Raw genomic sequence first — 15,105 nt, 5'->3', positions numbered from 1 at the left:
GCAGAGGGTTATTCTTGGGTTAGCCGGGAAAAACGCAATGTACTGTTTGGGTAATCCAAGCCGTACACGCACCAGATCAATACAAAATAGGCAATGGCATGCAGCGGCCAGCCGGCAGGAAGGCTACCTGAAAACAGCGGAGCCGAAGGCAGACAGGTAAACAAGATGCCCGCCAGCACCGATGCCAGAGCCAGCCATTGGTATACGCGCATGCCGAGAAAATACGGTGTTTGCGGTTCGCCGCGCAGCGATTCTTCCACAAAGCGGAACGCGCCGCTGAGAATCAAATACATACCGGCGATAAACGAAGCAGGCATTTGCAGCCGGTATAAGCGCCACAGCAGGAAAAAGCTCAGGAAATTGGCGGCGATGGAATAAAATTGGGTGGGGTGCAGATTTTTCCCTTGCCAGCCGGCCAGTTTGCACACACGCGATTTATCGTGGAAAAAGCGGATGCCCGGCATATCGGTGGGGATACCGTGGCAGCAGCCCTGAATCAGGCAACGGCAGCGGCCGAACAGCTGGATGGGGCAGGCAGCCAGCGCGGCCGCGCCCAGTAGCGTCCAACCGCCCAAATCCGAACCGGCGGCAATCAGACAGCCGGCCAGCACGATGCCGAACACGCTGCCGTAGTAGCCAAACGGGCGCAGCAGCGCCGATGAGCCTTCCACCCATTGTGCCCATAAGCCCGCGCCGATAAACCCGGCCACCCCCAGCAGCCACACTGCCCACAAATACTGCGGCAGCAGATAAGCCAACACCAGAAAACCGCACACGCCGCCCAATGCGGCATAGAAGCCGTGGTTAATCAGCCACAGGCGGCCAAAGCGCCATTCGTGCCACGAGTTGGCAATATATTCGGCAACACGCAACAGGGCGCGATAGATCGGCTGCCGGTATCGGATTGCCCAATAAGCGACCATCCCGGCTAACACATCGGTCAAGGTATGGTTGTGCGTAGTCAGGCAGCTGATAATCACCAGCGCCGCCAGCAAAGCCCATACCATACGCCACTGCGGGCGGCATAGGCAAGAATATCGTGCGGCCAACAGCGCCCAAAACACATGAAACGAAGGCAGCGCCGCTGCGGCGCTATCATACTCACGCCCCAGGGCAATCCAGCGCAGCCATAAAGTATTTTCAGGTAGCCTGCCATAACGAACGGCGGCCGGAATAATCAGATAACAATAGAAAATCAGTGCTATGCCATAGAATACGTCTAGGACGAAACCGCGTAGCTGGTGGTTTTGCCGCAACCACAGCGGCAGCAGCCCGGCCCACGGATAAAGCAGCACATAAAATACCACACTGAAGCCCCACAGCGGCACAACCTCATCCCAAGCGCCGTTGCTATACCACGCATCGGGCGGCACACCCAGCCACACAAACGCTTCATACAGCAGCAGCCATACCAGCCAAACTTTCAGTCCGAGCAACAGCCGCCTGGAGAAAGCCGCCTCATGCCCATTATCCGGCGGCAGGCTGAACAAGCCGTAGTGCAGCATCGGCCGGGCGCCGAACTGCTTGGCCATCACCTCGCGCTCAAAGCCGACAACATAAGCCACAATGAGCAGTGCAAACAGCGGCGATACCAGCCACAGCCCGCCGGGTGATTGCGCATACAGCGCCGTGCCCGTACAAAGCATGACGGCGCCGGTATAAATCGGGTGGCGGCACAGGCGGTAGGCGCCGGAAGCCACAAAATGTTGTGGCGGAAACGCATTCATTGGCAGGCCGCCGCCGCGGTACCACAGATTGTGCATTGCCCACAGAATTAACGAGAGCCCGGCCGCCGCCAGTAGCGCACCGACCAGCGGGTAGGGCGGTACCGGCAGCCGCACCACCTCCGAAGTATGCCGTGCCCAATATTGCAGCAGCAGCGGCAGCAACAGGCAGAATACCAAGGCATAAACAATTTTTTGCAGGGTAACGCTTATTTTCGCCATAACACTCTCTCGTATAAGGCCCAGCCTTCCACGGCAATATATTCAGGTAGCCTCAAGGTGGCGCGGCTCTTCCATTTTTGTTCGCGGCTGGATAAAAATCTGCGGCTGAACAATAGTCGCAACAATGGGTTGCGCGCTACAATGGCCAGCAGCGGCTCATCTTTTATCGTTTCCGGTGCAGCAAACTCCAGATGCAGGCCGAATGCGGGCGCTGTGAGCCCACCGGCTTCCAGCACGAAATCTTCAGTTAGCACGCCATTGTAGTACAAACGTTTCAGCGGCACTTCGCCGCGCCATTCGATCCACACCACATAGTGCTGCTCCGATACGAAACGCCCCCAATACAGCTCGCATAACGGCAGCTGTTGCGGCCAAAAATCCATTTCCAGCGTTTCGGCATAACCCAAGCCGCTGTATTCCTGCCCGTTTAAGGCTACCTGAAAATGGGCATTGGGCGTGTGGGCATGCCAAACGAGCCGGCGTTTGCTGCCGGACGGCAAGGTGAGCCGGATGCCATCAGACAAAGCCTGCCAGCGGCCTTCGAGGCCAAGTTTGGGTTGCCAGATTCTGTTGGGAGATAGTTGTGATGCGCTCAGGCAGCTGCATTCGATGGTGCAGCCGTGGGCCGGACTGAAAATCAGGGCTGAATAGGGCAGCTTGATGCCGTGGTAATGAAGCTCAGCTGCATAGGCAATCAATGCGTTGCCGGCAGCATCAATGCCGTCGAAATAATGTTTGCGCAGGCGGAACATGATGGGAGAAAAACTATTTGGCCGGATGAGGCTACCTGAAAAATAGCAGTTTCGTGCCAGCCGATATTTTCAGGTAGCCTTGGCTGGCACGGCCGGCATACTGTTTGATTGCAGTTTAAGCGGCAGCTGGCCGGAAGGAAACGGCTTACAGCGCGGCTTCGTCCCGCTCGCCGGTGCGGATGCGCACCACGCCTTCCACCGGTAGGATGAAGATTTTGCCGTCGCCGATTTTGCCGGAGTTGGCCGCCTGCACGATGGCTTCCACCGCCTGCTCGACCATGCTGTCTTCCAGCACGATTTCCAGCCGGACTTTGGGCAGGAAATCCACTGCATATTCCGCGCCGCGATAGATTTCGGTGTGACCTTTTTGGCGGCCGAAGCCTTTTACTTCGGTTACGGTCATGCCGTTTACGCCGATATCGGTGAGCGCGTCGCGCACGTCATCGAGTTTGAACGGTTTGATGATGGCTTCGATTTTCTTCATGGGTTCCTCGGGTGGGTTGGTATATAAGGTCTGTATGGTTTATAGCTGAAACAATTATTTCTTCATGCCAGGCGGCGAGCCGCAGACAGTACAAGTATAGTGAATTAAATTTAAACCAGTACAGCGTTGGCTCGCCTTGCCGTAACGTGTGTACTGTCTGCGGCTCGCCGCCTTGTCCTGATTTTTGTTAATCCACTATAGTACGGCAAGGCGAGCCAACGCAGTATGAAGAAATAAGTGGTTTAGCTATAACGCTACCACAAGGCAGCAGTGCTTTCAATTGGCTCACTCCGCCGACAGATTAGGGCAGACTTGGCGTATAATCACGCCTCCCAATCCTCTTCATGCGAGTCTGCCCATGCCTATCCTCTTCCTGCGCGGCGAGCGCGCCCTCTCCGGTTTCCGTGTTGAAAAACTGCTGCAAAAAGCGGCTGCTTTGAGGCTGCCTGAAGCCGAAATCCGCAGTGAATATTGGTATTTTGCTGATTGCGCCGAAGGCTTGAATGCGGCAGATGCGGAAAAGCTGGAAGCCTTGCTGGCGGGGCAGGTGGCATCGGAATTGCCGCAGTCTTCAGGTAGCCTGCATTTATTCTTGGTCACCCCACGCATCGGCACGATTTCGCCTTGGGCCTCCAAAGCCACGGAAATTGCGAAAAACTGCGGCTTTACCCAAATCAAGCGCATCGAGCGCGGCATGGCAGTGTGGCTTTCAGGTAGCCTTTCCGAAGCGCAGAAGCAGCAATGGGCGGCTTTGCTGCACGACCGCATGACCGAATCCGTGCTGCCCGATTTTCAGGTAGCCGCTAAATTGTTCGCCCATCCCGAAGCGCAAACCTTCGATACGGTAGATGTGCTCTCAGGCGGCCGTGCCGCACTGGAAAAAGCCAATACTGATTTAGGCTTGGCGCTTTCGCCCGACGAAATCGATTATCTGCTGGACAATTATCGGGTTTTAAACCGCAATCCGTCTGATGTGGAATTGATGATGTTCGCGCAGGCCAACAGCGAACACTGCCGCCACAAAATCTTCAATGCCGACTTTATCTTAAACGGCGAGAAGCAGCCAAAATCGCTGTTCCGCATGATTCGCGACACGCACGAAGCCGCGCCGGCCGGCACGGTGGTGGCCTATAAAGACAACGCTTCGGTAATCGAAGGCGCGAAAATCGCCCGGTTTTATCCCGATGCCTTGGCCGAACAGGGCTACCGTTTTCACGAAGAAGACACGCATATCCTGATGAAGGTGGAAACGCACAACCACCCCACGGCGATTGCGCCGTTTGCTGGCGCGGCCACCGGTGCGGGCGGCGAAATCCGCGACGAAGGCGCAACAGGGCGCGGCGCTCGCCCCAAAGCCGGCCTCACCGGCTATACGGTTTCCAACCTCAATATCCCCGATTTGAAACAGCCTTGGGAAGGCGGCTACGGCAAGCCCGCCCACATCGCCTCTCCGCTCGACATCATGATTGAAGCCCCCATCGGCGGCGCGGCGTTCAACAACGAATTCGGCCGCCCGAACCTGTTGGGCTATTTTCGCACCTTTGAAGCCGAGTTCGACGGCCAAATGCGCGGCTATCACAAGCCGATTATGATTGCCGGCGGTTTGGGCAATATTCAGGCAGAACAAACACATAAACACGAAATCCCCGAAGGCGCGCTTTTGGTGCAGCTCGGCGGGCCGGGCATGCTCATCGGCTTGGGCGGCGGTGCGGCTTCGTCGATGGACACGGGCGCAAACGATGCTTCGCTTGATTTCAACTCCGTACAGCGCGGCAACCCCGAAATCGAACGGCGCGCGCAGGAAGTGATCGACCGCTGCTGGCAGCTCGGCGCGGCCAACCCGATTATCGCCATTCACGACGTGGGCGCGGGCGGCTTGTCCAACGCCTTCCCCGAATTGGTAAACGATGCCGGGCGTGGTGCGGTGTTTAAGCTGAGCGATGTGCCGCTGGAAGAGCACGGCCTCACGCCGTTGCAAATCTGGTGTAATGAAGCGCAGGAGCGGTATGTATTGTCGATTCTGGAAAAAGATTTGGACACTTTCCGCACCATTTGCGAACGCGAGCGCTGTCCGTTTGCCGTGGTTGGCACGGCTACCGACGATGGGCATTTGCAGGTGCGCGACGATTTGTTTGCCAATAAGCCTGTAGATTTGCCGCTGAACGTATTGCTCGGCAAACCGCCCAAGACCACGCGCACCGATAAAACGCGACAGCAGCCTGAAAAACCGTTTTCAGGTAGCCATATCGATTTGAAGGAAGCCGCCTACCGCGTATTGCAACTGCCGGCCGTGGCTGCGAAAAACTTCCTCATCAACATCGGCGACCGCAGCGTGGGCGGCTTGACCCACCGCGACCAGATGGTCGGCCGCTGGCAAACCCCAGTGGCCGACTGCGCCGTGACCATCATGGGCTTCGATACGCATCGCGGCGAAGCGATGGCCATGGGCGAAAAACCCGCCGCCGCGCTGTTTGACGCGCCCGCTTCGGGCAGGATGTGTATCGGCGAAGCCATTACCAATATCGCGGCGGTTAATATCGGCAATATCGGCAACATCAAATTTTCCGCCAACTGGATGGCCGCCTGCGGCAATGCGGGCGAAGACGAGAAACTCTACCGCACGGTGGAAGCCGTATCTCAGATGTGCCGGGAAATCGGCGTGAGCATCCCGGTGGGCAAAGACAGCCTTTCCATGAAAACCGTGTGGCAGGACGGCGCGGAGAAAAAATCCGTGGTGTCGCCGTTGAGCCTGATTGCCACCGCCTTCGCCCCCGTGCAGGACGTGCGCAAAACGGTTACGCCGGATATCAAACCAGTGGCCGACAGTATGCTGCTGCTGGTGGATTTGGGGCAGGGCAAAGCCCGCATGGGCGGCTCGGCCTTAACGCAGGTGTACAGCGAATTGGGCGGCGAAGCGCCCGACATCGAAGCAGGCTACCTGAAAAAGTTTTACGACGTGATTCAGCAGCTGGTGCAGGAAGACAAACTCTTGGCCTACCACGACCGCAGCGACGGCGGCCTGTTTGCCACGCTGGCGGAAATGGCGTTTGCCGGCCGGAGCGGGTTGGAAGCGAATATCGATGAATACGCGCAGGTTCTGTTTAAAGAATGGGAACGCAAACTGCCGAACGCGATTGTGGAAGAAGTGTTGCCGCTTGCCCATCTGACTGCATTATTCAACGAAGAGCTGGGCGCGGTATTGCAGGTGCGGAAGCAGGATTTTGCCGATGTGATGGCGGCATTCGATAAACAGGGTTTGGGCAACGCGGCTTACTGCATCGGACAGGCGCATTGCGGCAGCAATTTCACGGTTGTGAGTGACGGAGAAACTTTGTTTGACGAAGCCCTTGTCGATTTACAACGTGCTTGGCAGTCCACTTCCCACCAAATCCAACGCCTGCGCGACAACCCGGCCTGCTCCGACAGCGAATTTGCCTTGCTGGCCGACAAGGAACGCAGCCGGCTGTTTGCCGATTTAAGCTTTGATGTGAAACAGGATATTGCCAAGCCGTTTATCAACGGCGGGGCAAAACCTAAAATCGCCATCCTGCGCGAACAGGGCGTAAACGGCCAAGTGGAAATGGCCGCCGCCTTCACCCGCGCCGGTTTCGATGCCTATGATGTGCATATGTCCGACCTGATGGCAGGCCGCGTGAAACTCGACACCTTCCAAATGCTGGCCGCCTGCGGCGGGTTCAGCTACGGCGATGTGCTGGGCGCGGGCGAAGGCTGGGCGAAATCTATCTTGTTCCACAGCAAACTGCGCGACCAGTTCGCCGAATTTTTCGCTAGACCAGACACCCTCGCACTCGGCGTGTGCAACGGCTGCCAAATGATGGCCAATCTGGCTGAAATCATCCCCGGCGCCGATAATTGGCCGAAGTTCCGTCGTAACGAATCCGAACAGTTTGAAGCTCGACTGAGCATGGTGCGCGTGCCGCAATCGCCCTCGCTGATTTTGGCCGATATGGCAGGCAGCAGCCTGCCCGTGGTGGTTAGCCACGGCGAAGGCCGCGCCGATTTTGCCCACTTGGGGCTAGCTAAAAACCAAGTTTCAGGCAGCCTGAAAACCGCCATGCAATATATCGACGGGCAGGGCAAACCCACCCAAACCTATCCGCTCAACCCCAACGGCTCGCCCGATGCCATCGCCGCCGTTACCACTGCCGACGGCCGCGTGACCATCATGATGCCGCATCCCGAACGTGTGTACCGCAGCGCGCAGATGAGCTGGCTGCCGGAAGAGTGGCGCGACAGCGAACTGGCCGGCTGGTATCGGATGTTTGCTACGGCACGGAAGGTGCTGGGCTAGGCTGTCGGGCAACACAAGGCTACCTGAAAATATCGGCTTCTACATTTTTACGACGTTGGAACTGATGTTTTCAGGTAGCCTTAATCATGGTGAAAACGGAGAAAAGCATGTCGGAGATATTGAAAGCAGGCCGAGCCACGACGAATTCGATATTTATGCTTTCGACTTCAGGGAAGAATCCTTCTTAATCGGCCGCTCGCTAGACGAAGCCTGGTTTAATCTCACCCGCGAATCCGCTGCCACCGCCGCCCTGCGAGCCGCGCCGCGTCAGGTCGTGTTTGAAGGATTTGATTCGATTTTATAGTGAATTAACAAAAACCAGTACGGCGTTGGCTCGCCTTGCCGTAACGTGTGTACTGTTTGCGGCTCGCCGCCTTGTCCTGATTTTTGTTAATCCACTATATAAGCGGGCAAGCCAGCCCGATATTTTTCAGGTAGCCTCATCATGAATTGGGAAACCCTCACGCAAATCGACCGCCGCCACATTTGGCACCCCTACGCCGCCATGCCCAACACCCAGCCGGTGTATGCCGTGGCGCGGGCGGAAGGCTGCAGCATCGAGCTGGCCGACGGCAAACGGCTGGTGGACGGCACTTCTTCATGGTGGGCGGCGCTGCACGGCTACAACCACCCGCGCCTCAACGCTGCGGCCGCCGCACAGTTGGCGAAGATGAGCCACGTGATGTTCGGCGGGCTCACTCACGAGCCGGCGGTGCGGCTCACACAGTTGCTGCTGGAATTGCTGCCGCCGGCCCTCAACCAAGTGTTTTATGCCGACAGCGGCTCGGTGGCGGTGGAGGTGGCGATGAAGATGGTGCTGCAATACCAGCACGCTGTGGGGCAGGGTAAACGCTGCCGATTCGCCACCATCCGCGCCGGTTATCACGGCGACACCTGGCATGCCATGTCGGTATGCGACCCGGAAGAAGGCATGCACGGCTTGTTTTCGAGCAGCCTGCCGGTGCAGTATTTCCTGCCGCAACCGGCCAGCCCGTTCCACGGCGAATGGCAGCCTGAAAGCATCCGCCCGTTGGAAAGCTTGTTGGCAGAAAAACACGATGAATTGGCGGCGCTGATTTTAGAGCCGGTGGTACAAGGGGCGGGCGGAATGTATTTCTACCATCCCGAATACCTGCGGCAGGCGCGGGCATTGTGCAGCCGATACGGCGTGCTGCTGATTTTTGACGAAATCGCCACCGGCTTCGGCCGCAGCGGTGAGATGTTTGCTTTAGAACACGCCGGCGTGGTGCCGGACATTATCTTGCTGGGCAAGGGGCTCACCGGCGGGTATCTCACTTTGTCGGCAGCGGTGTGCACCGAGGAAATTTCCGCAGCCATCAGCCGGGGCCAGGCGGGCGCGTTTATGCACGGCCCCACCTTCATGGCCAATCCGCTGGCCTGCGCGGTGGCGGCCGAGAGCGTGACGATGCTGCGGGAAAGCCCGTGGCGGCAGCGGGTGGCCAATATCGAGCAAACGCTGCGGCGTAAGCTGGCTGCGGCGGCGCAATGGCGTTGCGTGCGCGAAGTGCGGGTGCTGGGTGCGATTGGCGTGTTGGAGATGGCGCAGCCGGTCAACACGGCTTCCCTGCAGCCGCGGCTGGTGGAAAAGGGCGTATGGGTGCGGCCGTTCGGGCGGCTGGTGTATCTGATGCCGCCGTTTGTGATCAGCCAGCAGGAATTGGATTTCTTGGCCGAACAGACCTTGGCGGCAGTGTCGGAGGAATACGGCGAAGCATGGCCGCAGCCAGAATAATGCTACACGCGCTGAAGGCTACCTGAAATTTTCAGGTAGCCTGTTTGCAGAGAGGAAAACAGTATGCAGAAACAAGTTTATTTTGTCGGCGGCATCGACACCGGCATCGGCAAAAGCATCGCCACCGGCCTGTATGCCAAAGAGCTGGCCGCCGCCGGCCGCCGTGTGATTACCCAAAAAATCGTGCAAACCGGCTGTCAAGGCATCGCCGAAGACATCCAAACCCACCGCCGCCTACAAGGCATCGGGCTCACCGAACACGACCGCAACGGCAGCACCTGCCCCTATGTGTTTGCCTACTCCTGCTCGCCGCACTTGGCTGCCGAGCAGGAACAGCGCCCCATTGACTTGAAAACCATCGATGAAGCCACCCAAACCCTGCTGCAAAGCTACGACACCGTGCTGCTGGAAGGGGCGGGCGGGCTGATGGTGCCGCTAAACCGCGAGCAAACCCTGCTCGACTTTGCTGCCGAACGCGGCTACCCGCTGGTGTTGGTTACATCCGGCCGCCTGGGCAGCATCAACCACACCCTGCTCAGCCTTGCCGCCGCCCGCCATGCCGGCCTGCCGGTGCACCGGCTGGTGTACAACCGCTATCCCGCCGCCGACCCCGTCATCGGCGCGGAAACCGAACGTTATTTGCGTGATTACCTGCAGCGGTATTTCCCCGAGGCGGAATGGGCGGTGTTGGTTGAGGCTACCTGAAAACCGAGCGCAGCATTTTTTCAGGTAGCCTTGCACACAGCTTTAGCCCGAACCCCCACATATCCGCTATAATCCGCACTTCCGTTTACCTTTGAATCCCCAAACCGAACCATGGGACAAAAAATCCAAGCCGTAAAAGGCATGAACGACCTCTTGCCGGTGGAGCAGAAAGATTTCAAGCTCACCGCCGCCTTCTGGCAGGCCTTTGAAAACCGCATCGGCCAATGGGCACACCGCTTCGGCTACCGCCAAATCCGCACCCCGATCGTGGAGCAAACCGGCCTTTTCGTTCGCTCCATCGGCGAAGAAACCGATGTGGTGGGCAAAGAAATGTATACCTTTGCCGACTCCAACGACACCCTCAGCCTCAGCCTGCGCCCCGAAGGTACCGCCTCCTGCCTGCGCGCCGTGGTGGAGCACAATCTGCTGTACAACGGCGGCCAGAAGCTGTGGTATATGGGCCCCATGTTCCGCCGCGAACGCCCGCAGAAAGGGCGTTACCGCCAATTCCACCAAGTGGGCGTGGAAGCGCTGGGCTTTGAAGGTCCCGATATCGACGCCGAAATCATCGCCATGTGCGCCGATTTGTGGCGCGAGCTTGGCATCAGCCCATACCTGACTTTGGAAATCAACAGCCTGGGCAACCGCGAAGAACGCGCCGCCCACCGCGCTGCCTTGGTAGGCTACCTGAAACAGCACGAAGCCGCGTTGGACGAAGACAGCCGCCGCCGGATGCACACCAATCCGCTGCGCGTGTTGGACAGCAAAAACCCCGATTTGCAGGAAATTTGCAACGCCGCCCCGCGCCTGGCCGATTATCTCGGCGAAGCCTCCCGCGCCCACTACGCCGGTTTCAAAGCCCTGCTCGACGGCTTGGGCATCGCCTATGTGGAAAACCACCGCCTCGTGCGCGGGCTGGACTACTACAACCAAACCGTGTTCGAATGGACCACCGACAAACTCGGCGCCCAAGCCACCGTGTGCGGCGGCGGCCGCTACGACGGCTTGATTGAAGAGCTCGGCGGCAAACCCGCCCCCTCCATCGGCTTTGCCATGGGCGTGGAGCGGCTGTTGCTGCTGGTGCACGAATACGGCAATCTGCAAGCCGATGCCGCGCCCGATATTTACGTGATACACCAAGGCGGCGACACCCTGCTGCCAAGCATGCAATATGCCGCTGCCGCCCGCGCCGCCGGCTTCAGCGTGCTGCAGCATTCCGGCAGCCAGAAACTGGCCGCCCAAATGAAAAAAGCCGACGCTTCCGGCGCCAAAGTGGCGCTGATCGTGGGCGAAGGCGAGCTGGCCGAAGGCAAAGCCAGCCTCAAAGACATGCAGCAAGGGCGCGGCCAAGTGAGCGTGCCTGCTGCCGATTTGCTTCAACAATTAAACGAATGGATACGCTAAATGGCTGTTTACGATTTAAAAGACCAAGAAGAAATTGAAAACTTCAAATATTTCTGGCGCAGCTGGGGGCGTTGGCTGTTTGCCCTGCTCGTGGTGGCCGCCATCGGCTACTTCGTATGGGGGGTGATGTACAGCAGCCACCAGCGCAGCGTGAACAACGAAGCCGTGGCCGTGTTCGACCAATGGGCGGAAAACCAGCAGGCCGGCAAGCTCGCCGAAGCCGCCAAGCTGCTCACCCAACTGCAAAGCCAGTATCCGACCAGCGTTTCCGCCGCCCAAGCCACCCTGATGCAGGCCGGTGCCGCCTTCGACCAAGGCAAATACGACGAAGCCGCCGGCCACCTGAACTGGGTGCTCAAATACCACCAAGAACCGCTCATCCGCGCCATGGCCATCCAGCGCCTGGCCACCGTACAGCTGCAACAGCAGAAATACGATGACGCCATCGCCACCCTCGGTATGAACACCGATGAAGCCTACGCCGGTATCCTGTTGGAAACCAAAGGCGATGTTTACGCCGCCCAAGGCAAACGCAGCGAAGCCGCCGCCGCCTACAAACAGGCCATGGACAAACTGCCTAAAGACGACCAAGGGCGCGAGTTTATACAGCTGAAAATCGACCAGCTGAACTAAGCTAGGCCAAACCCCATAACGGCTGTTGCCGACGGATGGAAAACCCACCGCCGGCAACAGCCGTTTTTTCAGGTAGCCTTTTAGGTTCAGGTAGCCTTTTAGGTTCAGGTAGCCTTTTAGGTTCAGGTAGCCTTTTAGGTTCAGGTAGCCTTTTAGGTTCAGGTAGCCTTTTAGGTTCAGGTAGCCTTTTAGGTTCAGGTAGCCTTTTAGGTTCAGGTAGCCTTTTAGGTTCAGGTAGCCTTTTAGGTTCAGGTAGCCTTTTAGGTTCAGGTAGCCTTTTAGGTCCAGGTAGCCTTTTAGGTTCAGGTAGCCTTTTAGGTCCAGGTAGCCTTTTAGGTTCAGGTAGCCTTTTAGGTTCAGGTAGCCTTTTAGGTCCAGGTAGCCTTTTAGGTCCAGGTAGCCTTTTAGGTTCAGGTAGCCTTTTAGGTTCAGGTAGCCTTTTAGGTTCAGGTAGCCTTTTAGGTTCAGGTAGCCTTTTAGGTTCAGGTAGCCTTTTGGGTTTCAGGTAGCCTTTTAGGTTCAGGTAGCCTTTTGGGTTTCAGGTAGCCTTTTGGGTTTCAGGTAGCCTTTTAGATTTCAGGTAGCGTGTAGTTTGAATAAGGTATTGCCTGAGTGGAAGTGAATACAGGCTACCTGAAACTGCCTGGATGGTTTGGAGGCATTGCCAATGCCAATACCGCGCAGCTTTATAGTGGATTAACAAAAATCAGTACGGCGTTGGCTCGTCTTGCCGTAACGTGTGTACTGTCTGCGGCTCGCCGCCTTGTCCTGATTTTTGTTAGGGGCTTAGGAAGCAAAATTCATTTTAAAGGGTTTTCCCGCAACATTTTCAATAGCACTTTATACAGATTATCATGCCGGTGGTTGAAGCGGAACTCGGTTTCTTTTAAATGCAGGTAAAAGGTATGCTTCGGCACCCCGTTAAATTGCACCAAGCGATGCTTGGCGTAGCTCCAAAAAGATTCAATACCGTTAATATGCCGCGCGTACCACGGACAAACTCATTGTCACCATGATGTACCCTGAAATGTTTGGCAAAACCCATGTCAACCAATCCCTGATAACCGCGCCAACCGTCGGTATTGATGACGCTCTCGATACCGACACGACCTCTAATGACCTTTTGCAGCGTCGCTTTGGAAGCATCGGGAACAATCTCGGTATAAACCTTGTCCCCACGTTTCAAAATGCCGAAAACGATAGTTTTCCCACCCGCACCGCGCCCGCGTTTGCCCCTGATACGTTTGGCACCAAAATAGGATTCGTCCAATTCTACAATGCCGTATAAAGGTGCCTGCCTCCCGCATTCGTCAGCCAAACGCCGGCGCAATTTCAGGTACAGGCTGTTGACGCTTCTGACACTGATTCCGGTCAGTTTGGCGGTATCGGAAGCGGTCAAATCTAAGGCGAAAAGCCGCAGGATCTGACGGAATTTGGCCTCGGTAATTTTACTGCACTTTTGGTACTTGTTTTTTAAATCCATTTCAGAAGCTTATCACTATATTTTGTGATTTTGCTTCCTAAGCCCCTTTGTTAATCCACTATAGTTTGCAAACAAAGGCTACCTGAAATGGTTTCAGGTAGCCTTTCGCACATCTTGTGCCCAGCAATCAGGCCGCAGGCGTTTTGCCTTGCTGGCCTTTGATGATGCTCATCCCGGCGGAGACGAGGCCGCCGATGTCGGCCACGTTGGCGGGCATAATCAGAGTGTTGCCTTCTTTGGCCAGTTTGGCGAAAGCGTCTACGTATTGCTCGGCCACTTTCAAATTAACGGCTTCGTTGCCGCCGGGCTGATTGATGGCGTCGGCCACCAGGCGGATGGCGTCGGCACTGGCTTGTGCCACCAGTTTCAGGGCTTCGGCTTCGCCTTGGGCGCGGTTGATGCGGGCCACTTTTTCGCCTTGCGAGGCGTTGACGGCGGCTTGGGCTTCACCCTCAGACTTTTTGATTTCGGCTTCGCGTTCGCCCGAAGCAAGGTTGATTTGCTCGATTTTCAGGCCTTCGGATTGGGCGATGCGGGCGCGTTTTTCTCGTTCGGCGGTGATTTGCGCCTGCATGGCGCGCAGGATTTCCTGCGGCGGTACGAGGTCTTTGATTTCGTAGCGCAATACTTTCACGCCCCAGGATACGGCGGCTTCGTCGAGCGAGGCGACCACGGTGCGGTTGATGTCGTCGCGCTCTTCAAAGGTTTTATCCAGCTCCATGCGGCCGATGACGGAACGCAGGGTGGTTTGGGCGAGCTGGGTGATGGCGGTGATGTAGTTGCTGGAGCCGTAGGAGGCGAGTTTGGCGTCGGTTACTTGGAAGTAGATGATGCCGTCTACAGTGAGCTGGGTGTTGTCGCGGGTGATACACACCTGGCTGGGCACATCCAGCGGAATTTCTTTGAGCAGGTGCTTGTAGGCCACACGGTCGAGGAAGGGGATGAGGAAGTTGAGGCCGGGGTTGAGCACGGCGTGGAAGCGGCCAAGCCGCTCCACCACATAGGCTTCCTGCTGCGGCACAACGGTGAAGGCTTTAAAGCCGAATACAACGATAACGGCAAATAGGATTGCCAGGGTAACGATATCCATCAGTTTTCCTCCAGAGGTTGCAAAATCAAAATATTGCCGGATTTTCCGGCGATGCGTGCGGCTTGGCCGGCATGGGCGGGGAAGGGGGCTTCGGCCTGCCAATAGGTGCCGCGGTATTGCACAAGCCACAGGCTGTCGGATTGGGGCTGGTGCAGTAGCACGGTGTTGCCGATGTCTAAATCGCCTTCGGCATCGGCGGTGTGGGCGCGGCGGTTGCGCCGGATGCGGTATACGGCGGCGATGCCGGCTGCGGAAAGCAGCACGGCCACCAGCAGCGATACGCCGCTGCCCGCACCGAGCCAAGCGGCTATGCCTGCACCGAGCAGGGCGATGCTGGCCACCAGCAGGTAGAACGTGCCACTGAACATTTCGAGAACGAACAGGGCGGCTGCGGCGATAAACCAATACCAATAGTGCATGGGCGGCTCCTTTCTTGTGTGGTTGGGGCTTGAGCTTTGCTGAAACTCTGCTTGGGCTATACCAAGACATTGTTTAAGGTAGTTTCAGGTAGCCTTTAGCCTGCTGGATGAAGCTACCTGAAAA

12 protein-coding genes and 1 pseudogene are annotated in these 15,105 nt (G+C 57.2%); 7 read left to right on the top strand and 6 right to left on the bottom strand.

Annotation, left to right across the window (positions count from 1 at the left end; translation table 11 throughout):
* Positions 1 to 8: 8 nt before the first annotated feature.
* From ELB75_RS07780 to ELB75_RS07770, 3 genes are all read right to left on the bottom strand, one after another.
* The gene (locus tag ELB75_RS07780; RefSeq protein ID WP_126983442.1) at positions 9 to 1,946 is read right to left on the bottom strand and encodes a prolipoprotein diacylglyceryl transferase family protein; all 1,938 of its coding nucleotides are present in this window, start codon (positions 1,944 to 1,946) and stop codon (positions 9 to 11) included.
* Positions 1,934 to 2,698 (bottom strand): hypothetical protein, encoded by a 765-nt coding sequence (locus ELB75_RS07775; RefSeq protein WP_126983441.1) that lies wholly within the window; start codon positions 2,696 to 2,698, stop codon positions 1,934 to 1,936. Before ELB75_RS07775 ends, ELB75_RS07780 begins: the two co-directional genes overlap by 13 nt.
* A gap of 145 nt (positions 2,699 to 2,843) precedes the next feature.
* The gene (locus ELB75_RS07770) at positions 2,844 to 3,182 is read right to left on the bottom strand and encodes a P-II family nitrogen regulator (RefSeq protein ID WP_126983440.1); all 339 of its coding nucleotides are present in this window, start codon (positions 3,180 to 3,182) and stop codon (positions 2,844 to 2,846) included.
* Positions 3,183 to 3,540: 358 nt separating this feature from the next.
* Here ELB75_RS07770 and purL point away from each other — a divergent pair, with 358 nt between their 5' ends.
* The 7 genes from purL (at position 3,541) to ELB75_RS07730 (ending at position 12,498) form a co-directional block, all read left to right on the top strand.
* Positions 3,541 to 7,494: a phosphoribosylformylglycinamidine synthase gene (gene purL, locus ELB75_RS07760; protein ID WP_126983438.1), complete on the top strand. Its 3,954-nt coding sequence runs from the start codon at positions 3,541 to 3,543 to the stop codon at positions 7,492 to 7,494.
* Positions 7,495 to 7,558: 64 nt separating this feature from the next.
* A complete protein-coding gene (locus tag ELB75_RS07755) occupies positions 7,559 to 7,798 on the top strand; it encodes a hypothetical protein (RefSeq protein WP_126983437.1) in 240 nt (79 codons plus the stop codon).
* Between the two features lie 141 nt (positions 7,799 to 7,939).
* Positions 7,940 to 9,247 carry an adenosylmethionine--8-amino-7-oxononanoate transaminase gene (gene bioA / locus ELB75_RS07750; RefSeq protein ID WP_126983436.1) on the top strand — a complete coding sequence of 436 codons (1,308 nt, stop codon included), beginning with the start codon at positions 7,940 to 7,942 and terminating at the stop codon, positions 9,245 to 9,247.
* Between the two features lie 63 nt (positions 9,248 to 9,310).
* Positions 9,311 to 9,952: a dethiobiotin synthase gene (gene bioD / locus ELB75_RS07745; RefSeq protein ID WP_126983435.1), complete on the top strand. Its 642-nt coding sequence runs from the start codon at positions 9,311 to 9,313 to the stop codon at positions 9,950 to 9,952.
* Positions 9,953 to 10,063: 111 nt separating this feature from the next.
* The gene (gene hisS / locus ELB75_RS07740; RefSeq protein WP_126983434.1) at positions 10,064 to 11,356 is read left to right on the top strand and encodes a histidine--tRNA ligase; all 1,293 of its coding nucleotides are present in this window, start codon (positions 10,064 to 10,066) and stop codon (positions 11,354 to 11,356) included.
* Positions 11,357 to 11,989 carry a YfgM family protein gene (locus tag ELB75_RS07735; protein ID WP_126983433.1) on the top strand — a complete coding sequence of 211 codons (633 nt, stop codon included), beginning with the start codon at positions 11,357 to 11,359 and terminating at the stop codon, positions 11,987 to 11,989.
* A 35-nt stretch (positions 11,990 to 12,024) separates the two neighbouring features.
* Positions 12,025 to 12,498 (top strand): hypothetical protein, encoded by a 474-nt coding sequence (locus ELB75_RS07730; RefSeq protein WP_126983432.1) that lies wholly within the window; start codon positions 12,025 to 12,027, stop codon positions 12,496 to 12,498.
* Between the two features lie 291 nt (positions 12,499 to 12,789).
* Here the strand turns inward: ELB75_RS07730 and ELB75_RS07725 are convergent.
* From ELB75_RS07725 to ELB75_RS07715, 3 genes and pseudogenes are all read right to left on the bottom strand, one after another.
* A pseudogene (locus tag ELB75_RS07725) lies at positions 12,790 to 13,472 on the bottom strand (IS1595 family transposase).
* Positions 13,473 to 13,599: 127 nt separating this feature from the next.
* Positions 13,600 to 14,562, bottom strand: coding sequence for an SPFH domain-containing protein (locus tag ELB75_RS07720; RefSeq protein WP_064084671.1), 963 nt, complete (start codon positions 14,560 to 14,562; stop codon positions 13,600 to 13,602).
* Complete coding sequence (locus ELB75_RS07715; protein WP_126983431.1) at positions 14,562 to 14,981, bottom strand: NfeD family protein; 420 nt, start codon at positions 14,979 to 14,981, stop codon at positions 14,562 to 14,564. The genes ELB75_RS07720 and ELB75_RS07715 overlap by 1 nt, the downstream gene beginning before the upstream one ends.
* Positions 14,982 to 15,105: the final 124 nt, after the last annotated feature.

Source organism: Eikenella corrodens (assembly GCF_003990355.1).
Lineage (GTDB): Bacteria > Pseudomonadota > Gammaproteobacteria > Burkholderiales > Neisseriaceae > Eikenella > Eikenella corrodens_B.
This window is presented reverse-complemented; position numbering and strand designations above follow the sequence as displayed.